At 45.1% G+C, this 26,158-nt stretch carries 22 protein-coding genes; 5 read left to right on the top strand and 17 right to left on the bottom strand.

Annotated elements, in window-relative coordinates:
* Positions 1-40: 40 nt before the first annotated feature.
* Positions 41-931: a 3-hydroxyisobutyrate dehydrogenase gene (gene mmsB, locus FTT73_RS03565; RefSeq protein ID WP_180083291.1), complete on the bottom strand. Its 891-nt coding sequence runs from the start codon at positions 929-931 to the stop codon at positions 41-43.
* An 11-nt stretch (positions 932-942) separates the two neighbouring features.
* Positions 943-2,472: a CoA-acylating methylmalonate-semialdehyde dehydrogenase gene (locus tag FTT73_RS03560; RefSeq protein WP_005170980.1), complete on the bottom strand. Its 1,530-nt coding sequence runs from the start codon at positions 2,470-2,472 to the stop codon at positions 943-945.
* 176 nt (positions 2,473-2,648) lie between these two features.
* Here FTT73_RS03560 and FTT73_RS03555 point away from each other — a divergent pair, with 176 nt between their 5' ends.
* Positions 2,649-3,533, top strand: a complete 885-nt coding sequence (locus FTT73_RS03555) for a LysR family transcriptional regulator (RefSeq protein WP_180191021.1) — start codon at positions 2,649-2,651, stop codon at positions 3,531-3,533.
* A gap of 171 nt (positions 3,534-3,704) precedes the next feature.
* A complete protein-coding gene (locus FTT73_RS03550) occupies positions 3,705-4,382 on the top strand; it encodes a type 1 glutamine amidotransferase domain-containing protein (RefSeq protein WP_005100372.1) in 678 nt (225 codons plus the stop codon).
* A 116-nt stretch (positions 4,383-4,498) separates the two neighbouring features.
* Here the strand turns inward: FTT73_RS03550 and aliA are convergent, their stop codons facing one another.
* From aliA to FTT73_RS03530, 4 genes are all read right to left on the bottom strand, one after another.
* Complete coding sequence (aliA, locus tag FTT73_RS03545) at positions 4,499-6,157, bottom strand: cyclohexanecarboxylate-CoA ligase (RefSeq protein WP_180191020.1); 1,659 nt, start codon at positions 6,155-6,157, stop codon at positions 4,499-4,501.
* Between the two features lie 48 nt (positions 6,158-6,205).
* Positions 6,206-7,363, bottom strand: coding sequence for a cyclohexanecarboxyl-CoA dehydrogenase (gene aliB / locus FTT73_RS03540; RefSeq protein WP_180191019.1), 1,158 nt, complete (start codon positions 7,361-7,363; stop codon positions 6,206-6,208).
* A gap of 12 nt (positions 7,364-7,375) precedes the next feature.
* Positions 7,376-8,158, bottom strand: a complete 783-nt coding sequence (gene badI / locus FTT73_RS03535; RefSeq protein ID WP_101162355.1) for a 2-ketocyclohexanecarboxyl-CoA hydrolase — start codon at positions 8,156-8,158, stop codon at positions 7,376-7,378.
* 75 nt (positions 8,159-8,233) lie between these two features.
* Entirely contained in the window at positions 8,234-8,998 is a 765-nt protein-coding gene (locus FTT73_RS03530; RefSeq protein ID WP_180191018.1) for a glucose 1-dehydrogenase, read from the bottom strand.
* 503 nt (positions 8,999-9,501) lie between these two features.
* Here FTT73_RS03530 and FTT73_RS03525 point away from each other — a divergent pair.
* The gene (locus tag FTT73_RS03525; protein ID WP_064101545.1) at positions 9,502-9,993 is read left to right on the top strand and encodes a MarR family winged helix-turn-helix transcriptional regulator; all 492 of its coding nucleotides are present in this window, start codon (positions 9,502-9,504) and stop codon (positions 9,991-9,993) included.
* A gap of 74 nt (positions 9,994-10,067) precedes the next feature.
* On the opposite strand, the gene FTT73_RS03520 is transcribed toward FTT73_RS03525, so the two are convergent.
* Positions 10,068-11,339 (bottom strand): MFS transporter, encoded by a 1,272-nt coding sequence (locus tag FTT73_RS03520; RefSeq protein WP_004730944.1) that lies wholly within the window; start codon positions 11,337-11,339, stop codon positions 10,068-10,070.
* 356 nt (positions 11,340-11,695) lie between these two features.
* Here FTT73_RS03520 and FTT73_RS03515 point away from each other — a divergent pair, with 356 nt between their 5' ends.
* Positions 11,696-12,919: a CaiB/BaiF CoA-transferase family protein gene (locus FTT73_RS03515; protein WP_180191017.1), complete on the top strand. Its 1,224-nt coding sequence runs from the start codon at positions 11,696-11,698 to the stop codon at positions 12,917-12,919.
* 73 nt (positions 12,920-12,992) lie between these two features.
* On the opposite strand, the gene FTT73_RS03510 is transcribed toward FTT73_RS03515, so the two are convergent.
* The 8 genes from FTT73_RS03510 to FTT73_RS03475 form a co-directional block, all read right to left on the bottom strand.
* Positions 12,993-14,675 (bottom strand): AMP-binding protein, encoded by a 1,683-nt coding sequence (locus tag FTT73_RS03510; protein ID WP_180191016.1) that lies wholly within the window; start codon positions 14,673-14,675, stop codon positions 12,993-12,995.
* A gap of 76 nt (positions 14,676-14,751) precedes the next feature.
* Positions 14,752-16,248 (bottom strand): NAD(P)/FAD-dependent oxidoreductase, encoded by a 1,497-nt coding sequence (locus FTT73_RS03505; protein ID WP_180191015.1) that lies wholly within the window; start codon positions 16,246-16,248, stop codon positions 14,752-14,754.
* 12 nt (positions 16,249-16,260) lie between these two features.
* Positions 16,261-17,100 (bottom strand): alpha/beta fold hydrolase, encoded by an 840-nt coding sequence (locus FTT73_RS03500; RefSeq protein ID WP_004280298.1) that lies wholly within the window; start codon positions 17,098-17,100, stop codon positions 16,261-16,263.
* A 128-nt stretch (positions 17,101-17,228) separates the two neighbouring features.
* A complete protein-coding gene (locus FTT73_RS03495) occupies positions 17,229-19,031 on the bottom strand; it encodes an acyl-CoA dehydrogenase C-terminal domain-containing protein (RefSeq protein WP_004280299.1) in 1,803 nt (600 codons plus the stop codon).
* A gap of 210 nt (positions 19,032-19,241) precedes the next feature.
* Positions 19,242-20,222, bottom strand: a complete 981-nt coding sequence (locus FTT73_RS03490; RefSeq protein ID WP_004280300.1) for a nitronate monooxygenase family protein — start codon at positions 20,220-20,222, stop codon at positions 19,242-19,244.
* Positions 20,223-20,233: 11 nt separating this feature from the next.
* Positions 20,234-21,022 carry an enoyl-CoA hydratase-related protein gene (locus FTT73_RS03485; RefSeq protein WP_017397916.1) on the bottom strand — a complete coding sequence of 263 codons (789 nt, stop codon included), beginning with the start codon at positions 21,020-21,022 and terminating at the stop codon, positions 20,234-20,236.
* A 34-nt stretch (positions 21,023-21,056) separates the two neighbouring features.
* Positions 21,057-21,980: a glyoxylate/hydroxypyruvate reductase A gene (locus FTT73_RS03480; protein WP_005266398.1), complete on the bottom strand. Its 924-nt coding sequence runs from the start codon at positions 21,978-21,980 to the stop codon at positions 21,057-21,059.
* The gene (locus FTT73_RS03475; RefSeq protein WP_005266397.1) at positions 21,977-22,732 is read right to left on the bottom strand and encodes a class II aldolase/adducin family protein; all 756 of its coding nucleotides are present in this window, start codon (positions 22,730-22,732) and stop codon (positions 21,977-21,979) included. Before FTT73_RS03475 ends, FTT73_RS03480 begins: the two co-directional genes overlap by 4 nt.
* 110 nt (positions 22,733-22,842) lie before the next feature.
* On the opposite strand from FTT73_RS03475, the gene FTT73_RS03470 reads away from it, so the two are divergent.
* A complete protein-coding gene (locus tag FTT73_RS03470) occupies positions 22,843-23,280 on the top strand; it encodes a PaaI family thioesterase (RefSeq protein ID WP_005266396.1) in 438 nt (145 codons plus the stop codon).
* A gap of 119 nt (positions 23,281-23,399) precedes the next feature.
* Here FTT73_RS03470 and FTT73_RS03465 read toward each other — a convergent pair whose 3' ends face one another.
* Together FTT73_RS03465 and FTT73_RS03460 are read right to left on the bottom strand one after the other, a co-directional pair.
* Entirely contained in the window at positions 23,400-24,611 is a 1,212-nt protein-coding gene (locus FTT73_RS03465; protein ID WP_005266395.1) for a 3-oxoadipyl-CoA thiolase, read from the bottom strand.
* Positions 24,612-24,636: 25 nt separating this feature from the next.
* Positions 24,637-26,157, bottom strand: a complete 1,521-nt coding sequence (locus tag FTT73_RS03460) for a 3-hydroxyacyl-CoA dehydrogenase (RefSeq protein ID WP_121979789.1) — start codon at positions 26,155-26,157, stop codon at positions 24,637-24,639.
* Position 26,158 lies beyond the last annotated feature (1 nt).

Genomic DNA, 26,158 nt, shown 5'->3' with positions numbered 1-26,158 from the left:
TGATGAAGCGAATCCTTGCTCCATCTGGATATTTTAAGTTTTAAGCAGGTGGCGTGGTGTATTGATGCATGATGCTGGAAAAATCCAGATGCGCATCCCCTTCCTGACAAAGCTGTTGATAGAGTTTCTGCACCATGCTACCCAGAACCACCGGTTGGTCCACCTGTTGCGCTGCATCGACAGCCAGGCCCAAATCTTTAAGCATCAGCTGTGCTGCAAAACCATCGGTATAACCCCGTGATGACGGTGCATTGGCACAGATATCCGGCCAGGGATTATAGATTTCAGAACTCCAGCAACGTCCGGTGGAACTATTGATTACCCCGGCTAGTGCTTGCGGATCAATTCCCAGTTTGGCCCCAAGTGCCATGCCTTCTGCAACAGCAGTCATGGAAATCCCCAGAATCAGGTTATTACAGATTTTTGCAACCTGTCCTGTTCCCACCGCACCACAATGCACCAGATTTTTGCCCATACAGCCAAGGACCGGTTTTACGGCCTCAAAGGTGGCATCGTCTGCACCCACCATAAAGGTCAAGGTACCGTCTTTGGCGCCCAAAGTCCCGCCAGAGACTGGCGCATCGCAGACGCGAATCTGTCTGGCCTGCGCTGCTGCAGCAACTTCCTGAATGGTTTGCGGGTCAATGGTACTGCTGTCGACACACAAACTGCCCGCCTGAAGCACGTTCAGAATACCGTGCTCACCAAGATAAACTTCACGTACATGCTTGGCTGCAGGCAACATGCTGACCACAATATCTGCCTGTTTTGCGGCAGCTTGTGGACTGTCACAAACGATACCGCCCGCTTCGGCAAAATGCTGTAAAGCGACTTCACTCAAGTCATAACCAAAAACCTGATGCCCTGCCTTGAGCAGGTTCTGCGCCATCGAGCCGCCCATGTTGCCCAAACCAATAAATGCAATCTTCATGCTGATGCTCCTTAACGCAGGCTAATCGTGGTATTGACACCGGTGGTTTCCTGGTCATCTTCAAACCATCGGCTGGTAATGGTTTTGGTCTGGGTATAGAACTGCACTGCCTGCTTGCCATAAGGACCTAAATCCCCCAGTTTTGAACCACGCGAACCGGTAAAGCTGAAGAACGGCACAGGTACAGGAATTGGAATGTTAATACCGACCTGACCGATATCAATCTGGTGCTGGAATGTGCGTGCAGTATTGCCATTTTGGGTAAAGAGTCCAACGCCGTTACCGAATGGATTGGCATTAATCAGCTCAATCGCTTGTTCTAAAGTATCAACATGTATGATCGCCAGTACCGGACCGAAGACTTCTTCTTGATAAATGCGCATATCGGTCGTGACCTGATTAAAAATCGTTGGCCCGACAAAATTGCCTTTTTCATAACCCGGAACATTTACATCACGGCCATCCAGCAGCAGTTCAGCGTCCTGTTCAACGCCACTGTTAATTAAGTCTATGACACGGGCTTTGGCACGGGTCGAAATCACTGGCCCAACATCAGTATTCGGTTCATGCCCGGCATTCACCTTTAAGGTTTTGGTTTTAGCCACCAGTTCATCGACCCAGTGCTTGGTGTCCCCGACCATCACGGCCACCGAAAGCGCCATACAACGCTGACCGGCTGCACCAAATGCTGCACCGACCAACGCATTTAAGGTCTGTTCTTTATTGGCATCCGGCATCACCACGACATGGTTTTTCGCGCCCATCATCGACTGTACACGTTTACCGTGCTGGCCGGCCAGATTGTAGACATGCGTACCCACAGCGGTTGAACCGACAAAGGAAATGGCTTTGATGTCACGATGGGTACACAGCAGATCCACCACTTCTTTACCGCCATGCACTACATTCAGCACACCAGCAGGTACGCCTGCCTCAATTGCCAGTTCCACCAGCATCATGGTCGATAGCGGATCCTGTTCCGAGGGCTTTAAGACAAAGGTATTACCGCAGACAATCGCCATCGGGAACATCCACAGTGGAATCATCGCCGGAAAGTTAAACGGCGTAATTCCCGCACAAACACCGAGTGGTTGCTGCAAGGTATAGGTATCGACCCCACGTGCCACACCTTCAACATATTCACCCATTTGTAGTGAACCAATAGAACAGGCATGCTCCACCACTTCTAAGCCACGCTGAATGTCACCTTCGGCATCAGCCAGGGTTTTGCCCTGTTCCGCCGTTAATACTTGGGCAATACTTTTTAAGTTAGTACGAATCAGATCCTGCAGCTTCAACATAATCCGCATACGTGCCTGAATCGGGGTTTGGCGCCAGCTGGCAAAGGCATTTTGTGCGGCAGCAATCGCGGCATTGACTTCTTCTGCAGTTGCAAATGGTACCTGACCCAAAACTTCTTGAGTGGCAGGGTTGATAATATCTTGCCAATGACTGGTTTTTGATTCGACAAATTCACCATTAATGAGGAGTTTTGCGGTGGTGAATCCGGTACTTTGCTGTGGATGATGAATGGCGTTCATGGTCGCTCCGTGCTGGTTTGTTATTGTCGTTGTGTCTGCCTTTACTGGCTGTTTTAAACGTATTATTTTTACGCTGTTTCAGCAGACTAACAAAGAACACTTTGACCACCAATAGAAATTGATGCACGATAGATGTGCAAATATGCACAGGAATTTAACAGGATGTTAAATAAAAAATGAAAGTAGATTGGGATCATTTACGCTTTTTTCTGGTTTTAGCACGTGCTAAAACGCTCACCAATGCAGCACGCTTGATTGGGGTTGAACATAGCACCGTAGCGCGGCGGATTCAGGCTTTGGAAAGTACTTTAGGTACGCAATTGTTTAAGCGCGAAGCCACCGGTTATGAACTGACCTCGGAAGGTCTGGCACTGGTGCCACGTGTCGAAAAGATGGAACAGTCCTTTATCCAGATTGACAAGCGCCACGACCCTTTGCAAGGTCGGGTCCGGATTGGTGCGCCAGAAGGCTTTGGCACGGCATTTTTAGCCCGTCTTTTGGCAGAATTTTCCCAGCATTATCCTTTGCTGACCATTGACCTGATTCCGGTACCGAAAGCGATCAAACTTTCACATCGAGAAGCCGATATTGTGATCGCGATTGACCGGCCCAAATCTGGACCCTATATCATTACTCGTTTGTCTAATTACTGCCTAAAACTGTATGGCAGCCAGCATTATTTACAGCAAAATCCGGAAATTAAAAAACTGGAAGACCTCAAACAGCACCGTTTTGTTGATTATATTGATGATCTGGTCTATAGCACTGCACTATATTCGCTGGAGCGTCTTCCCTTACAGGTCAGTGCCTGTTTTCGCAGTAACAGTATTCTGGCGCAGGAAATTGCCGTGCGTGCAGGTGCCGGGCTGGCTATTTTGCCGAAATTTCTGGTCAATGATAAAAGTGAACTGAAAGAGGTGCTGGGTCATCAACTCAGTTTTACCCACACTTTCTGGATGCTAACGCTGGTCGATCTGCAACATGAACCAAAAATTAAACTGGTCTGGGATTTCTTGCGTAAACAAGCCGATCTTCAGCAAGACCTGTTAATGGGCAGATGAATATTGAACACACTGTTCACTTTGCAAGGCTACGTACTTTAGTTAAATCAACTGAAACAACAACGTATCGATACAGCAAATGAACGTATCACAACATTCCTGACGCTCATGACTTGTTAAATTAACAGTCGATCATTCGCGATGTTTTTTAATGAGCTACAGGAAAATAATATGAAAATCTTGATGGTACTGACTTCACATGACCAGCTGGGCGATACTGGCAAAAAAACTGGCTTCTGGTTGGAAGAGCTAGCTGCGCCTTATTACACCTTTGTCGATGCAGGCGCAGAGGTAGTTTTGGCTTCTCCTGCAGGTGGTCAGCCACCATTAGATCCAAAAAGTAATGAGCCGGATGCGCAAACCGAAACCACCAAACGCTTTGAAGCAGATGAGGTGGCCATGCAGGCTCTTGCTAATACACATAAGTTGAGTGAAGTCTTAAATCAGGATTTTGATGCCGTGTTCTATCCGGGTGGTCACGGTCCATTATGGGATCTAGCCAAAGACCAGAATTCTATTTCTTTAATTGAGCAGACTTTACAGGCAGATAAACCTGTTGCGCTGGTCTGTCATGCACCGGGTGTACTTCGTGAAGTCAAAGATGCCGAAGGCCGTTCTATTGTAGAAGGCAAGACAGTCACCGGTTTTACTAATACCGAAGAAAACGGCGTAGGCCTAACCGATATTGTGCCATTTTTAGTGGAAGACATGCTGAAAGAAAAAGGCGGGAAATATTCCAAAGCTGAGGATTGGCAGGTGCATGTACAGCAAGATGGTTTACTGATTACCGGGCAAAATCCGGCCTCTTCTGCTGCAACCGCAGAAGCTTTATTAAAATTATTAAAATAGAAGTTAATCTAAAATTCATATTAATCTTTTAGATCACTTCTTTTTAAATAAGAAAACCCTGAATGATGCAAGATTATTCAGGGTTTAATTTTTGTATATTCAAAGATTTAGTTTGTTTAAACTGCCGTTGAGGCAATATGCTGTGCCAGTAATTCTCTGAGTTTAAACTTCTGGATTTTTCCAGATGGCGTCATGGGAATATCCTCCCAGATTTCCAAACGTTCTGGAAGATACTGCATAGCCAGATTATGGGTTTTCAGGAACTCTACCAGTTCATTGAAGCTTAAAAGTTGAGCCGGCTCTTTCAGCTTGATGATTGCACAGGCACGCTCGCCCATTCGTTCATCTGCATAAGCCACTAAAGCTACTGTTGCAATATTCGGGTGTTTATAGAGCAATGATTCAATTTCTGCGACCGGAATATTTTCTCCACCACGAATAATCACGTCTTTCTTACGTCCGCAAATCCGGATATAGCCCTGCTCGTCCTGATAGGCAATATCACCAGTATCAAACCAGCCTTCGGCATCCGTATCATTCAAATGTGGACGTTTTAGATATCCGCCAAAATTTGAACAGGTGCGGATCATCAAACGCCCGGATTCATTCACGGCTTTGGTCTGACCTTTTTTATCCACGATCTTGATTTCCACACCTGGCAAAGCGATGCCATCAGTATTGAAAGAGCGTTCATCCTCATCTTCAGGTCGAGTCAGCGTCACCGCACCACATTCGGTCATACCCCAGGCTGATATGACTTTAACACCCAGAGTTTCCCGGGCTTTTTGCACTAATGGACCGGGAATGGGTGCACCGGCACACAGGAAAATTTTTAGTGAATCGACTTTATCATGCTGTTCTGCCACGGTATTGGACAAATCATTCAAAAATGGGGTCGAGGCCATGGTGAAATTCACCTGATGCTGATGAATCAGATCCACGGCTTTGGCTACATCCCAGACATCCTGTAACACCACTTTGGTATTCAGCTGAATTGGCATCATCAGGCCATACATAAAACCGGTCTGGTGCGCCATTGGTGACGCCATTAACACTACATCATTTTCGGTTAAATGCAGACGCTCGGCATAAGGGACAATATTAGAAAATAAGGTGTTGGCGGTATGCATCACGCCTTTCGGTTCACCGGTCGTGCCTGAGGTAAAAATCAGCTGGGTAATGTCATCCGGGCCAGATTCCAGGCTGTCCAGTTCAGCAACTGCTGAAGCATCTTGTTCCAGTCCATGATTAAGTAACAGATGATCAAAATTATTCTCGCCTTCCCCATTAACCACAACTACATGCTTCAAGCTATCCAGCTTGTTTTGCAGCTGATTGGCCAATTGTTCATGATTGAAGTTGCGGAACGTTTTAGGTACAACAAAAACTTTGGATTCACCATGCTTGAGCATGAATTCCAGTTCACGTTCACGGAAGATCGGCATAAGCGGATTGAGTACTGCACCGATACGGCTACAAGCCAGATATAACAAGGTAAACTCCCACCAGTTCGGTAACTGGCAAGACACCACATCATTTTTTTCAACACCGAGTTGTCTCAAGCCCAGTGCAATTTTATTGGTCATGTCCCAAAGCTGCTGATAGCTGAAAGTCTGTTCAGTTTGATTCTCGACTTTAACGCTTACTAAAGCTGTTTTGTCCGGATTCTTTTCTACGGCACTACGTAAAAAATCAAGAATCGTTTGATTTAACCAGTATCCCTGTTTGAGCATGGCCTCTTTTCTGGCCGGGATCAGAACCGCATCGAAATCCATTCGCTTACTCCTCATTATAATTTTAGTTCAGGCCTGTGCTTATTTTCCTTAAGCTGGTACAGCCTTACGTCCTGCCTTATGCCGCGCAATAATCATTTTCATGATTTGTGCTGTTCCATCACCGATCTGGAAACCGAGTACATCCCGCATACGCTGTTCCATCACACCACGGTCATAACCGGCATGACCAAAAGTCAGCAGACATTGATGAATTACATCATAGGCCAGTTTTGGCCCCCACCATTTACACATGCCCGCTTCAGAGGTATGTGGCAGATGATTGTCTTTCAGCCATAAGGTTTGCAGGCAAAGTAAGCGTGCAGCTTCAACCTGAGTTTCGTATTCAGCGAGTGGATGCGAAACTCCCTGAAAAGCAGTCAATGGCTGACCAAAAGCTTCGCGTTGCGCGGCATATTCCCAAGCTTCATCCAGACTCACCCGGGCAACGGCCAAAACCTGTAAACCGATCAGAGCACGAGAAAAATCAAAGCCCTGCATCACCTGCACAAAACCTTTGTTTTCATCCCCTAGACGGTGATTGACTGGCACACGAACATTGTCAAAAAAGATTGAACCGCGACCGATCGCGCGCTGACCATGACAGTCAAAACGTGTGGTACTGATACCCGGTAAATTCATCGGAATCAAGAGCGCTGTCACGCCATGGGCGCCATCTTCATTGGCACCAGTACGGCCAAACACTACAGAAGCATCTGCCTGATCAGCTGCGGAAATTGAGGTCTTTTCGCCGTTAATCACATATTCATCGCCATCACGTTCAATCTTTAAACGTAAATTCGCTGCATCAGAACCGCCTCGCGGCTCGGTCAAGGCAATTGAGAAGATGGCCTCGCCTGCAGTGAGTTTTTTGAGCCAAGGCTCAACTACTTCAGGCTGACCATGTTCAGCCAGAATCTGCCCATTTAGGGAAGCAAGCAGGTTGATATAGGAAAAACTTAAATCCGCTTTGGCAATCGCTTCATGGATAATTCCAGCCGCCAGTCTGCCCATGCCCTGACCGCCGTACTGTTCCGGTAGTTCAGGTGCAATAAAGCCCATTTCCCCCATCTTTTTGACCAGATCACGGTCAAAGACTCGGCTTTGGTCGCGTTCCAGAAAGCCGGGAGCAATATATTTCAGGGCAAATTTTTCTGCTGTTTCTGCCAAAAACTCGAGTTCTTCAGTGATATAAGGATTCTTTTTCATGGAGCAGTCTCCTTATTTGGCATATTTACGGAATTCAGGCTGACGTTTTTCTTTCAGTGCATTGACTCCCTCACGAGACTCCTCAGTATCGTAATAAAGTTTCAGCGCATACATGCCCATGCCAGCAATACCCGCCTGATGTGCGGTATCCATATTGAAACTGCGTTTGGCAATTGCAATGGCAGTCGGACTACGCTGACAGATTTCTTCAGCCCAGGCCTGCACTTCGGCATCCAGTTGATCGGCCGGTACGCATTTATTCGCCAGACCCATTTCCACAGCTTCCTGACCAGAATAACGGCGGCACATATACCAGATTTCACGGGCCTTCTTCTCACCTACCACACGCGCTAAAAATGCCGTGCCATAGCCCGGATCAACCGATCCCATTTTCGGACCAACCTGGCCAAAAATGGCTTTGTCTGAACAGATGGTCAGGTCACAAATGGTTGCCAACACATTGCCACCGCCAATAGCATAGCCCTGTACGCGTGCAATTACCGGTTTAGGTACATCGCGGATGGCGGTATGCAACTCTTCCATCGGTAAGCCGATCGTTCCACGGCCATCATAATTGCCATCGTGTGCAGACTGGTCACCACCGGTACAGAAAGCTTTCTCACCCGCGCCTGCCAATACAATTGCACCCACGTTACGGTCATAACCTGCTTTATTCAATGCCTTGATCAGTTCGTCACAGGTGGTGCCACGGAAGGCATTCATTTTTTCCGGACGGTTAATTGTGATCCAGGCAACACCGTTTTTAACTTCATATAAGATATCTTCAAAATTCATTTTCTTTACATCCTGTACTGTTTTTATCTATCTGATTGAACTGTGTTTATTATGAGATTTAATGATGATGTCCGTTTAACCGTTCATGGTTAAACCGCCAGAAACACTGAGTACCTGCCCGGTAATAAAGCTGGCGTCATCACTCAAGAAAAAGGCAATGGCAGAAGCTAAATCATCCGGCTGACCCAAGCGACCCAGCGGAATGGCACGAATAAAGGCTTCACGTAATTTTTCCGGATTTGATGCACCTTCAGTCACGCCTGCAAGCAAAGCCGTATCGGTGGGTCCCGGGCAAATCACGTTTATTTTGATGTTGTGACGTGAGTGTTCACGTGCCAGCGTTTTAGAGAAAGATAACAAGCCGCCTTTACAGGCCGCATAGACTGCTTCACCTGAAGAACCGACCCGAGCTGCGTCAGAAGCAATATTGACAATACTGCCGGAATTGCGTTCAACCATGCCTTTCAGCACTACAAAATGCATATTCAGCATACCGACCAGATTAATCTGGATCAGTTTTTCCCATTCCTGCGGATTGGTTTTAACAAAAGGTTTAAAAATATCCCAGCCGGCATTGTTGACCAGTCCATCAATTGGACCGAGTTCAGTTTTGGTTTTTTGAACCGCCTGCTCAACCACGTCCATTTGGGTAATATCACACTGAATTGCCAGTGCCTGACCATATTGATTGATTTCATTTGCCAGCTTTTCAGCCGCTTCCAGATTCATATCGAAAATGGCAACTTTGGCGCCTTCCTCTGCCAGACGTCGGCAGGTGGCTGAACCAATTCCGCCTGCTCCGCCTGTCACAATCACAACCTTGTCTTTTAGTCCTTTCATTGCTCATCCCTACGCTATTTTGTTGTCGAATTTAATTGGCTGTTGTTTTAATTCGGTGTGTTTTATCTAAAATAGAAAGAGATTGAATTTATGTCAATGCATTTACATAAAATAATAATTATAAATTATTATTTATATATTTATCATTAACTTAATATTTTTAATTATTCAATGTATTGACCTATATTGTTTTTTGGCTTTAGATTAATTTGAATCCGACTTCACTCTAGGGCCAAATTATGTCTTTTGCATGACAGATAATTTATTCCTTTAAAATTAGGAAGAAAACCTTAGATATTTGACGAGTGAGCGCAATGGAAGTGAGGAGAAAAAGAGAGATTTCCAAACCATAAAACTGATTGACTCAGAATTTAAATAGGAAAATTTCTGCAAAAACACTATGATTTTTAAATCAAATTATAATAGAAACTGGTTTGTGCGAAAAAGCGATAGGTTATACTCTGCGCGGCTCGGCTATTTCAGTTTTGAGGATGTCCAATATTGTGAGTGATACGTTGTCAAAAAAATATGATCAATCCTTATATTCTGCTCATAACCGGCTTTTTTTCCGGCTGTTTCAGGTGGGCAACAGCCTGGACCGCAAGTGCCTCAATGAGCTAAAAATATCTCCAGTACATTGGGCCGTGCTGGGTGCTTTGTCCCGTCCAAAAGTTAAATCAGGAATGTCTTTTTCTGATCTGACCGAATATCTTGGGGTAAGCCGGCAAAACCTGGACGCAGTATTAAAGCGTCTGGAACGTGATGGTCTGGTGGAGCGGGTCATTAGTGAACAGGACCGGCGCGCTAAAATTGTTGCGCTGACGGCTGAAGGCTTGGAAACATGGGACAACTTGCAAGCTGATTTCTTTGATTTTTATGGTCAGGCCTTAAATAAACTGGCCTTTGATGATGTGGTTACCCTGATTCATCTGCTCAATAAAGTAAATGATGGTTTGAAAAGTATTCATCTGCATAAAGAAGCAGATCAGGAATAAACAAATAGAAATTCAGCTTTAATTGAAGAGTATAAAAAAGAGCCTGTATTCAGGCTCTTTTTTTGAAGTTGAAATTATGCTTTTTGTGGATCGTATTGACGGTCTTTGATGAAAATCCCGGACACTGCCCCACACAAGAAATAGGCACCGCCCATAATCAGGAAGCCTAGACCAATTGAACCACCGCTGGCTGCCGCGCCAATAATCGCAGGTGCAAACATGGCGCCAATACGACCTGCATTATAAGCACCCCCTACTGCAGTACCACGAATCGAAGTGGCAAAGCTTTCCGTCATATAAGTGGCATTAATCGCATATGGAATACCATACAGGAATCCAAAGAAAATCAGCAGATAGGCAATGTTATCTGGCGTATTGAATAGCACAATCACGGGCAGGAAAATCGCCGTTCCAATTGCTCCAAACGAAAAGACAGCGCGTCTACCCAGACGGTCTGCAGCAAAGCCCGCCAGAATTTTTCCGAAAATCATGGCTACATAGGTACCAATCATATAGCCTGCCATGGATTTAAAATTCATGTGCAATTCAGATTCCAGATATGCCGGCATCCAGTTGTTTACGCCATAGTAGCCAAATTGCAGAAAACCGGCCGTAAAGATCCACAAAATAAACATTCTGCGATTCGCAGGATCCGCGAAAATCTCTTTGACTGTGCTTTTTTTGGCGGGTTGCTGTGCTGTGATTTCAGCTGGGGCATATAGACGCTGCAAACGTGCACGCTGCCAGGATTCTGGCTCAGGAACCAGTTTCTGGATAAAAATCGCCATAACCGAGGGAATAATGGCAATAAAAAACAGGGTTCGCCAGCCATATTCTGGAATGATCCAGCCTGCCAGTACAGTGGCCACAATATAACCGACGGTCCATCCTGCCTGTAAGGTACCTAAAACCGTGGTGCGATATTCAGTTGGAACATATTCAGCCATGAGCGTATTGGCTGCAATATATAAAGAGCCTATGCCAAAGGCAGAAAGAAAGCGTAAAACAGCAAATTGTTCAAAGTTCTGTGCAAAGCCTAAGGCTGCGGTCAATATGGAAAATACCAGAATCGAAATGACTACGGTACGTACACGGCCCAGACGGTCACAGGCCCAGCCACCCATAAAGCCACCAATCGCCATACCTGCTAAGGTAAAACTGCCTAGTGTACCGGCCTGCAGATTACTGAGACCAAACTCTGCTTTCAGGCTATTTAAACTGAAAGACAGCAGCAACATGTCCGCGCCATCTACCAGTAAAGCCAGAAAGGCGAAAATAAAAGCAATTTGCTGCGTTCGTTTGGTCGTAGGTTTAATCTTTTCTAATTCTCTCGCTAAATCCGTCATATTTAAATCTCTGTTTTCCTATCCTTAGGTTTTCATGATCTTTTATATTTAAAGCTATTCCGCTAATGAATATGCTTTAAGGCTAATCCGTTTTTAATTCACTTGATTGACTCCTTTTTTAATCCTGTCTGGGAGATCGCTTTTTCCTTTTTATCAGTGACCTCTTGTTCTTCGTTCATACTTATATTTGCATCAGGCTAAAGAAAATAAGATGAATATTCATCATTTTAGATGTTTTATTTTGTTATACGAAATTTATTATCATAAAATTGATTGTTCTTTCATTTTCATATAGCTTTAAAAAGAGGGATAAGAACGATATGTCATTTGAATATGATCGAACAGGGAGCGTAATAATGGGTGCCTTAACAGGATTTCGTGTACTGGATTTAAGCCGGATTTTGGCTGGGCCCTGGTGTAGCCAGATTCTGGCTGATCTGGGTGCAGAAGTGATCAAGATTGAAAAACCGGATCATGGGGATGATACCCGTATCTGGGGACCACCTTGGCTTAAAAACAATCACCAGCAAGATACCCATGAATCGGCTTATTACCTGTCAGCCAACCGTGGCAAGCATTCGGTTGCAATCGATTTATCTACACCTGAAGGTCAAAGTATTATCAAAAAACTTGCTGAACAGAGTGATGTAGTCATTGAAAACTATAAAGCCGGTTCGTTGAAACGATATGGGCTGGATTATGAAAGTATGAGTCAGCTAAATCCGCGACTGGTATATTGTTCTATTACCGGTTTTGGCCAGAACGGTCCGCGTGCTCAAGAGCCGGGCTATGATTTTATCGTTCAGGGAATGGGCGGCATGATGAGTGTCACTGGCGAACGTGATGACTTGCCCGGTGGTGGCCCGCAAAAAGCAGGTCTGGCCTTTGCCGATTTGACCACCGGCTTATATGCCGCAATTGCCATTCAGGCGGCTTTGTTGTCCCGTGAGAAAACCGGTGAAGGTCAGTATATTGATATGGCGCTGTTAGATACCCAGGTCGCTTCCCTCTCTGTTCTGGCCATGAATTATCTCACCTCAGGCAAAGTCCCCGGTCGCTTCGGAAATGCACATGCCAATATTGTGCCCTATCAGGTGTTTAAAGCCCAGAAAGGTGAATTTATTATTGCCTGTGGTAATGATCTGCAATTTAAAGCTTTGTGTCAGGCCGTTGGTTTGGATAAGGTAGCAGAAGATCCTCGCTTCTTGAAAAATTCAGGCCGTGTCACACATCGTGAAGAACTGACCACAGTTCTACAGGCTCATTTCTATACTCGACCGGCAAAAACCTGGGTGGATCTGATTCATGCGGTTAAAGTGCCGGTAGGAATGATCAATGATCTGAAACAGACTTTGCAAGAAGAACAGGTATTGGCACGTGATATGGTGATTCAGATGCCACATACCTTAAGTGAAGATTACACCTCAATCGGTTCACCGATTAAACTTTCCAAGACACCGGTAGAATATAAAAAGGCCCCACCTTGTCTGGGTGAAGATACCGATGCCATTTTGAGTCAATATTTAAGTTCTGCTGAAATAGAAGAACTAAAAAGCAAAAAAATCATCCAGCAGCGATAAACCTGCAAGTAGTAAAAAAGGAATCTTTTGATTCCTTTTTTATTTTGACTATGGTCAGATTTTCTATTATTGCTTAACAGGCTTTGTCACTCGGCTGAACAGTACGAGGCAGTTCACGACGCAGAATTTTTCCTACTGCAGACTTTGGTAATCCAGCCACAAACTCAATGTATTTGGGCAATTTATAACTGGTCAGTTGCTGCTTCAGATAAGTCATGACTTCATCTTGGGTCAGAGTTTCATCCTGTTTCACAATAAATGCCTTGGGTACCTGTCCAGACTTTTCATCATCAATACCAATCACTGCACATTCCAGTATTTTAGGATGTTTGGACAGCACGCCTTCCAGCTCATTTGGATAAACATTAAATCCGGAGACCAGAATCATGTCTTTTTTGCGGTCCAGAATGGTGATATAGCCTTGTTCGTCCATACAACCGATATCACCTGTCAGGAAGAATCCATCTTTGGTAAATACCTGTGCTGTTGCTTCGGGTTGCTGCCAGTATCCTTTCATCACCTGTGGACCACGTATGGCGATTTCTCCAGCCTGATTAAGTTCTACAGGTTTTCCTTCATCATTCAGAATCAGAATTTCAGTCCCTGCCAATGGCAAGCCAATCGTGCCACTAAATCGCCGGCTTAAAGGAGGGTTAAAAGTTGCAGTTGGTGAGGTTTCAGAAAGTCCGTAGCCTTCATAAATCTGGCAGCCTGTAACCTCATGCCATAACTCTGCCGTATTTTTCAGAATAGATGCTCCCCCGCCGGTTGTGGTTTTCAGGTTTGAATGATCCAGTTCACGAAAACGTGAATGATGCGCCAAAGCATTAAACATGGTATTCACCCCGGGGAAAACGGTCGGTGGATGTTTCTGGTATTGATCTACCAAAGCATCCAGATCTCTCGGATTTGGAATCAGAACATTGGCGAAACTACGGCTTAAACCATAACTGAACAGGCAGATGGTAAATCCATAAATGTGATACAGCGGCAAGGCACAGAATACATATTCATTTTCAGTGGCATAGCGGTCACCAAAATGGCTGATAAATACGGTACTGTTCTGGGCGATATTAAATAAAATATTGCGATGGCTCAGTTCTGCACCTTTAGAAACACCTGTGGTACCTCCCGTGTATTGCAGAATGACCGTATCTTCCTGATGCTGTACAGGTGTTTTGAAATCAATAATTTCTACCTGATTTATTGCCTGCCTAAAGTCAAAGAACTGTTTATCCGGATATTGTGTTGCCTGACTATAAATAGCACTTTGCTGCTCTTGAATAAAATCCGGCGAATGCGTCGAAATAACATATTTGAGTTGAGGACATTCCTCTAATGCTGTTAATTGCTCCAAAGTCTGTCCAAGGATAATCAAGGCTTCTGCACCTGAATCCTGTAGCTGATGATAGAGCTCGCGCTGGGTGTACATGGGGTTGACATTGACCAGCACATAACCGGCCCGAATAATGGCAAAGGTCGCGATTGGATATTGAATAATATTCGGTAACATCACCGCAATACGGCTGCCAGCAGTCAGCCCAAGACTCTGTAAATAGCTAGCCAGTTTCTGGCTATACACATCGATATCGTGATAGCTGAATTTGCGATCTAGATAGATAAATGCGGTTTTATCCTGAAATTTTACCAAATTCTCAGCAATTATCGTGCTCAGGGTTTTCTCAGGATCTGGCCGGGTAAACTCCGGATTGATATTCCACTTTTTATATTCTTCCATCCATGGCTGACTGCTCATGACTATACTCCTGTCCTGGATTTACAATTATTTTGTATTATTTAAACCATAAGATTTTGATTTTAATTAAATATTTTTACACCACTTTCTGCTGTCTCGATTCAACATACTGGTAGTGATAACCGCTACGAATAAAATGCTGATTTTTATCCCTAAATGAATGGGCATAATCCGGCCAGACCAAAGTCAGCTTGCGACTGACCGGGTCCAGATACCAGCTTTTACAGCTTTCCGATAACCAGACACTACCTTGCGAAAGCTGCTGTAGCTCCTGCATATAGCTATTTTCAGCTTCTTGATCTGCTTCAAAGACCTGAATCTGTTCCTGCTCAAAAAACTGCAAGGCATCCAGCACCAGATCAAACTGGGTTTCCAGAAAATAAAGTGCTGAATTATGTCCACTGCCTGTATTTGGCCCATTCAGGATGAACAGGTTTGGAAAGTTGTGTACGGTCGTTGACTGATAACCCTGCATACCGCTGGACCATTGCTGTTCCAGGCTTAAACCCTGTTTACCCACCACCTTTGCGGCATAGGGTGGACGTGCCGCTTCAAATCCTGTCGCAAATACGATGATATCTGCAGAAAATTTATTTCCAGCCTGGCTTAATACACCGTCTTTCATAACTTCTGCCAATGCTGAGTCTTCAAGTGTGACATTTGGTTTTAGAAAAGTCGGATAATAATCATTAGAAAGCAATAAGCGCTTACAACCAGGTTCATAATTCGGCGTAAGTTTGCGCTGTAATTCAGGATCTGAAATCTGATGTTTTAAGAATTGCAGGCAGTTTTTCTTGACCCGCTCAATCTGGCTTTTCAGATTACGGCGCTGGGCAAAATTGTATTCATTGCCCCAGAACAAGGAATGTCTGAGGGCCGACATACTGTCCGGATCTTTGCGGAAAAGCTGTTTTTCTGACTCAGAATAAGCTCGGTCTGGTCGGGGCAAAATATATGGCGCACTACGTTGCAAGACGGTCAGGCTTTTGGCTGTTTTGGAAATTTCCGGCACAAGCTGGATGGCAGAAGCACCAGAACCCACCACAACGACATGTTGATTTTCCAGATTCAGCTCGTGGTTCCAGCGCGCGGAATGCATCACTTGGCCTTCAAATTCTTCCAGCCCCGGAATTTTCGGGAGATGCTCATCTGCCAGATGCCCGGTTGCGGTAATTAAAATCTCAGCCTGATACAGACCTATAGAGGTGTGAATTTCCCAGATGCGTTCTCGTGCATTCCAGCTGGCCTTTTCCAGTTGGGTATGAAAATTAATATGGGGCCGGATATTTTCCTGATCACAGCATTGAATTAAATAGCGCTGAATTTCTACCCCTTGTGGAAAGACACGCGACCAGTTGGGATTTTTAATAAACGAGAAAGAATATAAATGGGAAGGTACATCACAGGCGACTCCGGGATAGGTATTGTCACGCCAAGTACCGCCCACTTCTGCTGCACGTTCAATGATTTTAAAATCGTGGATGCCCTGCTGTTTAAGGCGGATTGCCATTCCCAAACCACCAAAACCGCTGCCTACAATTAGAATCTTGCTGCGCTGTCCTTTAGCTTGCATTATTTATCTCCTTTAAGGCATATAAGGCTGGATTTTTTGATTCACCGGATATTGTTCTGGATGCTGGCTAAACTGGTTTACCAGTTGCACCACTTCGGCTGGCGCTTCGACATAGAGCGCATGTCCTGAAGAAATTTCGATATAGCGACTGTTCGAAATTGAAGCAAACAGCAGTTTAGCTTGCGCTACAGGCACCATGCGGTCTTCACGGCAAGCCACAATCAACGTCTCTGCACGAATCTCAGGCAAGATCGATGTAATATCAATGCGATAATTCAGTTCACGCTGTTTGGCTGCATCTTGGGAAGGTTTGACAAAGCGTGCCAGATCCAGCACCTGCTGTTCGCTTCGTGCAGACAGATAATCATCGCTATACAGGCAATAATTGACAAAATGAGGCAAGGCCGCAGATTGTTCAGTAAATAACTGTTGCCAGATAACGGTACGCAGTTGTTGCACCGAGCTAGTTTTGGCCCAACCGGCTAACAGGATCAAACGCGCTACGCGCTGTTTTAAACTGGCTGCTACTTGTGCAGCAATCACTGCACCGAGTGAATAGCCGACCACTGTAATGGTTTCATCTTCTGCAACCACATGCTGAATCAGTGCTTCAACTTGTTGGCTAAAATCGGTCACCGCCAGATCGGCTTTATCTGGGGTATGTAAATCAATGGATAAAACCCGTTGATGAATACCCAGCATCGGAAAAATATAACTGAAATGCTTGTCGGTATTTCCACCGGTGCCATGAATCAGAATAATGGTGGGAAATGCAGAACGCTGTCCGACTTCATGAAAAGTAAGCTGCAGATCAGCATAAGGACACTGTTGAGTAATCATGTCTAAATCCATATAGACTCCTGATCTTGTTATTTTATGGTTTATTCAATATCCGAGAATAAATCTCAATATTTGAATTGGGTGAGGATGCAAAAATTATTAAAAAAGACCCACGACACGAGTATCGTGGGTCAAAAGGTTTAATCGAATTTGAACTCTTCAGGTTCAAGTAAAAACAGGCTTTCACCACCTGCCTGAATATTGGCAAAGTGGGTTGAAGTTCTTGGCAAAATACGTGCAAAGAAGAATTGTGCAGTTTTGATCTTGGCTGCATAGAACGGATCAGTATTGCCTTCTTCAATTTTCTGCTGCGCAGTAATTGCCATTTTCAGCCACAAATAAGCGGACACGACATAACCAGAGAAATATAGGTAGTCAACTGATGCTGCCCCAATTTCATTGGCAGACTGTTGAGCCTGCTCCTGAATGGTTCTGGTTAATTTCAGCCATTGTTCAGTCAACTGGCTGACTTGTGCAACTTGCTGGCTGAACTGGACATGTTGCTGATGCTCTTTTACAAAGCCCTGAATTTCATCGGTTAATGCGGTCAGCAAACCCAATTTTGAGCCCAGCACTTTACGCGCCAGCAAGTCAATGGACTGAATTTCAGTAGTTCCTTCATAGAGGCTGGCAATACGTGCATCACGGGCAATCTGTTCCATGCCATGTTCAGCAATATAACCGTGACCACCGAAAATCTGCATACCATGTTTAGCCGCTTCTATGCCGGTTTCGGTCATTAATGCTTTGGCAATAGGGGTTAATAATGCCAGACGGTCTTCAGCTGCTTTCTTTTCTTCCGGGCTGTCAGTGGCTTCAGCGATATCGGCATAGGTCGCCAGATAATATGCAAGTGCACGTGAACCTTCTGCAAACACCTTTTGAGTCAGCAGCATGTTACGTACTGCCGGATGCACGATAATCGGATCTGCAGGTTGGCCTGGCGCTTTCGCACCTTCAAGTGAACGCATCGCCAGACGGTCTTGGGCATAAGCCAATGCCCCCTGGTAAGAAGACTCTGCTGCTGCCAAGCCTTGAATGGCTGTACCGATACGTGCCGAGTTCATAAAGGTAAACATGCAGTTTAGGCCGCGATTTTCAGGCCCAATCAGGAAACCTTTGGCATTATCAAAATTCAGCACACAGGTTGCGTTACCGTGAATGCCCATCTTGTGTTCAAGAGCGCTACATACCACGCCATTACGGGAAGCCACATTACCAGCTTCATCCAGATTGTATTTCGGCACAATAAACAGCGAAATACCTTTGGTTCCCGCAGGTGCATCTGGCAAACGTGCCAATACGATATGCACGATATTTTCAGCCAGATCATGTTCACCGGCTGAGATAAAGATTTTCTCGCCACTGATGCTATAGCTGCCGTCTTCATTTGGCACTGCTTTGGTACGGATTAAACCTAGGTCAGAACCGGCATGAGATTCAGTCAAGCACATGGTTCCAGTCCAGCGGCCTGCAATTAAAGGTACCAGAAACTTCTGTTTCTGTTCATCGCTACCGTGGTGCTCTAAAGTACGCATGGCACCATGGGACAGGCCTGGGTACATGCCCCAAGACCAGTTCGTTGCGGTAATAATTTCAGAAATGGCAATACGGTATAAGGTCGGGAAGCCCTGACCGCCATATGCTTCGTCACCAGTTAATGAGGTAAAACCGAGTTCTACATATTTGTCATAAGCTGCTTTAAACCCATCCGGGGTAGTTACGACGCCATCCTGCAAACGGCAACCCTGCTGGTCGCCTGTCGCATTAATCGGTAGAAGTTCGTTTTGGCAAAAGTCCGCAGCGACTTCCAGATATTGCTCCATAATATCCATAGAAACCTTGTCTGCGAATTTTGCATAGCCCTGATATTTCTGTTCAACGTTTAACAGGTCTTTCAGGACAAACTTCATGTCTTTTAATGGCGCAATATAATTTCTCATCGTAATTCCCTTGTATGAGTTCTAATTTGTATATTTATGACAATTAATTTCATAATACGAAATTATGTTTTAAATCCACTATAATATAATTTAAAGAATAAAATCTAGTCATTCGATGAAATTTCCCATTTAAAAATAAAAAATATACAGGATGAAAAAAGCCATTCATGGTGGAATGGCTTTTCTATTCAGCGACTTCACTAAAGTTGATTAACGTGGAAAAAATTGAGCTAAACGTTGCTGAACAATCTGCTCTGCCTCCTGCATGATATTTTCGATCAGCGCCTGACAAGTCGGAATGTCATGAATCAATCCCATCACTTGACCTGCAGTCAGTACACCAGCATCAATATCGCCATTTTCTAAAGCGAGCTTGCCTTTTAAACCGCTGACATAGGGACGAATCTGTTCAAATTGCAGGTTTGGATCTTCACTCATTTTCACCACAAGATCAGATACCGCATTTTTGGCAACACGGGCAGTATTCCTGAACTGTCGATACAGCAGATGTGTCGCCCTTTCATCATTATCGACATAGAACTGTTTGATGTTTGAATGGATCGGCGCTTCCTTAGTGGCACAAAAGCGTGTACCCATATTGATGCCTTCAGCACCTAAAGCCAAAGCTGCGACCAGACCACGGCCATCAGCAAAACCGCCACTGGCCACAATCGGCACAGTAAGCTGATCCGCAGCGGCAGGAATTAAAATCAGGCCAGGAATATCGTCTTCACCCGGATGGCCCGCACATTCAAAACCATCAATCGAAATGATATCCGCACCGATTCTTTGTGCTGAAAGCGCATGACGGACGGAAGTACATTTATGAATGACAATAATGCCGTGTTGCTTAAACGCCTCAATATGTTCATGTGGCTTGTTGCCTGCTGTTTCTACGATTTTGATACCGCTTTCAATGATCGCCTGTCGGTATTCTGCATATGGCGGCGGATTCACAGCGGGCAATAAAGTCAGATTGACCGCAAAAGGCTGATCGGTCATTTCTCGGCAGCGTGCAATTTCCTTGACCAAGGCTTCAGGCGTCGGTTGAGTCAATGCCGTTAATGTTCCCAAGCCACCTGCATTAGATACGGCACTGGCCATTTCTGCGGTACCGACCCACATCATGCCGCCCTGAATAATTGGATAGCGAATGCCTAAAAGCTCGGTAATACGGGTCTTAATTTTCATAAATGCTCTCCTTAGCATCCGGTAAATTGTGCAGGGCGTTTTTCGACAAAAGCCTGGACACCTTCTTTATAGTCCTGACTGCTCAGAGCCAGATATTGCAGGTTTTGTTCCAGCTCCAGTTGCTGGTCTATGTTATTTTCAGCACTGCGTTGCAAGGCCTGTTTGGTTAAAGCCAGCGCATAAGTCGGCTGTTGAGATAATCGCTGTGCAATGTCGTCGATATAAGCATCAAATTCTGTATCTGGAAGCATTTTCCAGATCATGCCCATTTCGGCGGCCTCTTTGGCATGCACCGGTTCGCCTAGAAAAGTGAGTGCCATGGCACGTGCATAACCGATTAAACGTGGCAACATCCAGGTGCCACCGGCATCAGGAATCAAGCCAATTTTAGAAAAAGCCTGAATAAATCGGGCACTTTCCTTGGCAATGACCAGATCACAGGCCAGTGCGATATTGGCACCTGCACCGGCAGCCACACCATTCACTGCTGCAATCACCGGTTTGGGACTCTGGCGGATCAGGTTAATCAAGGGATTATAGTATTTGGCCAGCGAGCCTTGCGGTGGCAAAGGCACATTGCCGAGCTGTCCAGCACGTTCTTTTAAATCCTGTCCCGCTGAAAATGCCCGGCCATTACCGCGAATCACAATTACCCGAATATTCGGATCTGTATTCCAGTTTTTCAGCACCTGTTGCACTTCCTCATGCATTTGCTGGTTAAAACTGTTGAGTGAATCCGCGCGGTTAAAGCTTAAGGTTGCGACGCCTTGCTGAACCTGAGTTTGAATCGTTTCCCACATCATCAATTTCCTTATTTTTCCGGTATCCCTACAATTAATAGCCTTTATTGACATCTACCTGATGGCATAAATCCAGCCCGAGATTTAAACGTCGGTCATTTTCTAGAATCTGTTCCACCACCACAGACATAGGTGCATGTGAAGCAACATGTGGTGTAACAACGATCTTTTCATGCTGCCAGAATGGATGTTCAGCAGCTAATGGCTCCTGTTCAAATACGTCGACAATTGCGCCACGGAGATGACCTGAATCCAGTGCATTGAGTAGATCCTGCTCGATTAAATGCTGCCCACGACCCACCTGAATAAGAGCAGCGTGTTCAGGTAACTGTTGAAATAATTCAGCAGAAAGAATACCGGTGTTTTCTTCAGTGAGTGGCAGCAGATTAATCAATATCTGGCTGTGGGCCAGGAACTCGGAAAGCTGTTCTTGGCCTACATAGCTTTTGACCTGAGCAATCTCTTTTGGGGAATTGGACCATCCAGACACCTGATAGCCCATGTCGGCAAAACGTTTTGCCACATAACCGCCCATATGGCCAAGGCCCATAATCCCGATCTGGATATGATGACTATAACTTTGACGATACTGTTTCCATAACTGCTGCTTTTGCTGCTGGATCATGCGGTCAAAATAACGCTGAAAATACAGCACACCCCAAAGCAGATAATCAAACATGCCTTTTTGATGATGTGGATCCAGTACCCGGCAGACTGACTGGTCAGATCTAATCTCGTTTAAATTTAAATGTTCGACTCCTGCAGCAATCGAATGAATCAGACCAAGTTCTGGAAGTTGTCGGAGTTTTTCTAGATCTGGAAACCACGAGGCTGCTGTGGTCGCCAGTTCTGCTTCCGGGCTGTCCAATGTACAAAAACTGCCCTCAGGGGCATATTTCTGAAAAGACTTCACCAGAATTGCTTCAATATTCGGCACAGTACTGGATATCACAATCATGATGCATACTCCGTATATTGATGCTCAATCAAAGACAAAGCGGCCTGCCAGGCACGCTGTAAAATCGGTTCAACTAAAGGACTAGCGAACTGCTTGGCGGTTTTAATTCGTACATCTTCACTTGGATAATGCAGTTCGGCACCGCCGCTTAAGGCCTTCACCTGTGCCTGACAGGCACGCTCTAGAAAATAGATTTCATGAAAGGCCCGTGCAATGGTTTCGCCCGCCGTTAAAAGTCCGTGATTGCGTAAAATCATGGCGCGATGGCCGCCCAGGTCCTGAATCAGGCGTTCTTGTTCATCTGTTGAAAGTGCCACGCCTTCATATTCGTGATAGGCCACCTGCTGATAAAACTTCATGGCGTGCTGGGAAATGGGCAGAAGTCCGTGTTTCTGTGCAGAAACTGCTATGCCATCTGCGGTATGCGTATGAATAACACAGTTCAGATGAGCATGTGCTTCATGAATCGCGGCATGGATGACAAAGCCTGCCATATTCACCGGCTTATCCTGTTCATAGCTTTCTACGACCTGCCCTTCATGATTAATCTTGACCAGCGTTGAGGCACACATTTTTTCAAAAGCGACACCATACTGATTAATCAGAAAACAGTCAGGCTGATCAGGGACTCTTAAACTGATATGGGTATCAATTAAATCAGTCATCCGGTAATGCGCAATAATGCGATAAAGCGCTGCGAGTTCACAACGTGCCTGCCATTCAGCATCTGTGACGAGATTTTTTATTGTCATCGTTCCATCCTGGAAAAATATAGCATTTCGATCACTATCTGTTATATCATAATTTTAGAAAAACAGAATATTATTTCATAAGGCGAAATAAGTCATTACAAGGAGTTGATATGCCAATATCACAATTAAACGGACTTGAATATCTCACCGCAATTAAAAATGGGGAAATTCCCAGTTCAGCCATGAGTGAAATTATTCCCATGCGTCTGACCTTGGTGCGCGAAAACTATGTGGAATATGAGGTGCGTCCTGATCAGCGCCATTACAATTTACAGGGTGGTATTCATGGCGGCTTTTGTGCAACGGTTCTAGACAGTGCGACTGGCGCTGCCGTGCATACGACAGTAGATGCAGGTGTCAGTTTCTCGACCATTGACCTGAATGTGAAAATGCTGAAAGCGATGAAAAGCGGCGAAACTTATACAGCTATTGGTGAAGTCATCCGGATCGGGCGTAATGTACTGACCTCAGAAGGCCGAATTATCGATAAAGAAGGTAAAGTTTATGCCTTTGGGTCGGCAACATTATTAGTCACTGGTCGTAAGTAATCATTACACTGATGTAATCAATCCCTGTATGTGCAGGGATTTTTTTATTTTGAAAAAATCCCAATAAAAAATGCCATGCATATCATAGATACATGGCATTAAGGCGATTACTTAAGCTGTTATGCAGCTTCAGGATTTTCAATCACCATCGCCAGACCTTGACCCAGACCGATACATAAGCTGATCACGGCATATTTTTTACCAGTACGCTGTAATTGACGCGCAACAGTTAAAGCCAAACGCGCACCTGAACAGCCCAATGGATGGCCAATTGCAATGCCACCACCATTTGGGTTGACACGCGGATCATCAAAAGCCACATCCAGACCTTTCAGGCAAGATAACACCTGGCTGGCAAATGCTTCATTGATCTCGATAATGTCCATATCATCTAGCGTCAAACCTGCACGTTTTACAGCTTTCTTGATCGCTTCGATTGGACCCGCCCCCATGATGCGTGGCTCAATGCCAGCGGCTGCAGAAGACAGGATACGAGCTAAAGGTTTTAAGCCATACTGTTCCTGAACTTTTTCACTGCCGATAATCAATGCTGCAGCGCCGTCATTGATACCTGATGCATTACCCGCAGTCACCACACCACCTTCGAAAAGCGGTTTTAACTTGGATAATGCTTCAAATGTTGAAGATGGACGTGGATGTTCATCTTCAGTCACTAATTTAGGCGGTAATTTACGTCCTTGTGAAACTTCAATCGGCGTAATTTCACCGTCAAAGAAACCTGCTTCTTTTGCAGCTTGATATTTCGCTTGTGATGCAGCAGCAAAAGTATCTGCCTGTTCACGCGTAATACCAAACTCTTCAGCAACGTTATCACCTGTTTCTGGCATGCTGTGCGCGCCAAACTGGTCGGTGAATTTACGGTTTGGGAAACGTGTACCAATCGTAGTGTCATAGATTTTGGCATCACGTGAATATGCACTTTCAGCTTTACCCATTACAAACGGTGCACGCGTCATACTTTCTACACCACCTGCAATATACAGCTCGCCTTCACCTGCAGTAATAGCACGTGCTGAATCAATTACAGCACCCAGACCTGAAGCACAAAGACGGTTTACAGTTTGACCTGGAACGGTCACTGGCATACCTGCAAGCAGTGCAGCAAAACGAGCCACATTACGGCTGTCTTCACCAGCCTGATTCGTACTACCAAAGATCACATCTTCTACGTCCGCTGCTGGAATACCGGTTTTTTCTAGCAGATTTTTAATGACTGTTGCTGCCAGATCATCTGGACGTACACTTGCCAGACTTCCGGCATGGCGACCGATTGGTGAACGTAAACCATCATAAATATATGCATTTAACATGAGTGTTATTCCTTTAACTTTTTAATTAATGTGTAGTATGAACAAGAGGTAAACCGAGCTGAACGCGGCGGCGCAACCAAGGACTTGGACGGTAACGCTGGTCACGTGTAATCGCAGTCATGCGGTCTAAAATCTTCAGAATTTTTTCCGCACCCAGTACATCGCCCCATTCAATTGGGCCGTATGGATAACCAAGGCCTAATTTCACGGCAACGTTGATGTCTTCTACGGTTGCAACACCTTGCTGGGCAATATCACAGCCGAGATTCACGATCATTGCCAAAGCACGTTGCGCTACAAAGCCGACGCTTTCCTGAATTGTGCTTGCAGTCACGCCATCCAGATTGAAAATAGATTGTGCTGCATTTACCAGTTCAGCTTTGGTCACAAACGTTGGCATTAAAGTACGGTGTTTATTTAAGCCGTAAAGCAGATCAATACAGACTACTTGCTGCGGAGACACCTGATAGCGGACTGCGGCTGAAGTTGCATCTTCACCATAAGTCGCAATCAGAATTAAAGCATCTGCTGAAGGTGCGTCAGTTTGCTCGATCTGGATGTTGAACTGCTGCAGATATTGCTCAAGCGCCTGAAGGTCTTCGCTATATTCTGTGCCTAGCCAAACCGATGGATATTGATCCAGCTTTTCAACCAGTGTTGGAGCTACATCACCTACTTTGCTCCCTGAGGTATAAGCGTAAAAACCTTTACCAGTTTTACGGCCTAGCTGTTTAGCAATAAAACGCTGGCGGGTAATCACGCTTGGGCGGTAACGCGCTTCTTCATAATATTGATGATAAATCGATTCACTCACCGGATGCGAGACATCCATACCGGTCAGATCACCTAATTCAAACGGCCCCATCTTGAAACCGATTCCGTCACGGTAGATCCTGTCAATATCATAAAATGGTGTGACATTTTCATTCAGAATTGCATAGGCTTCGCTACCAAAGGCACGGCCGGCATGGTTAATGATAAACCCTGGAGTATCTTTAGCTTTGACCGGACGATGACCCATTTTAATCGAGAGCTGGGTTAATGCTTCAATAATGTCAGCACGGGTATTAAAGCCTTCAATCACTTCGACCACTTTCATGAGTGGGACCGGATTAAAGAAGTGATAACCGGCAACACGTTCTGGCTGCTCACAGTTGGCAGCGATTGCACTGATCGACAATGAAGAGGTATTAGATGCCAGAATCGCCTCTGGTTTTATCATTCCTTCCAGTTGCTGCATCAGTTTTTGCTTGATTTCCAGATTTTCAATAATCGCTTCAACAATCAAGTCACAATCTTTCAGGTCTTCTAGCTGCTGGGCAGTCGACAGATGAGCAATATCTTCAGCGGCTTTTTCATGGCTGAATTTACCTTTATCTGCCAAGGTATTTAATGTTTTGGCCAGTTTATCCTGTGCCTGTTCGGCTGCCCCTTCTTTGGCATCAAACAGTACCACATCATGACCAGACTGAATCGCGATCTGGGCAATACCTGCACCCATCGTGCCTACACCAATAATACCGATTTTCTGAATCTGAATACTCATG

Origin of the sequence: Acinetobacter sp. YH01006 (assembly GCF_013420445.1) — a bacterium.
Taxonomy (GTDB): domain Bacteria; phylum Pseudomonadota; class Gammaproteobacteria; order Pseudomonadales; family Moraxellaceae; genus Acinetobacter; species Acinetobacter pseudolwoffii.
This window is presented reverse-complemented; position numbering and strand designations above follow the sequence as displayed.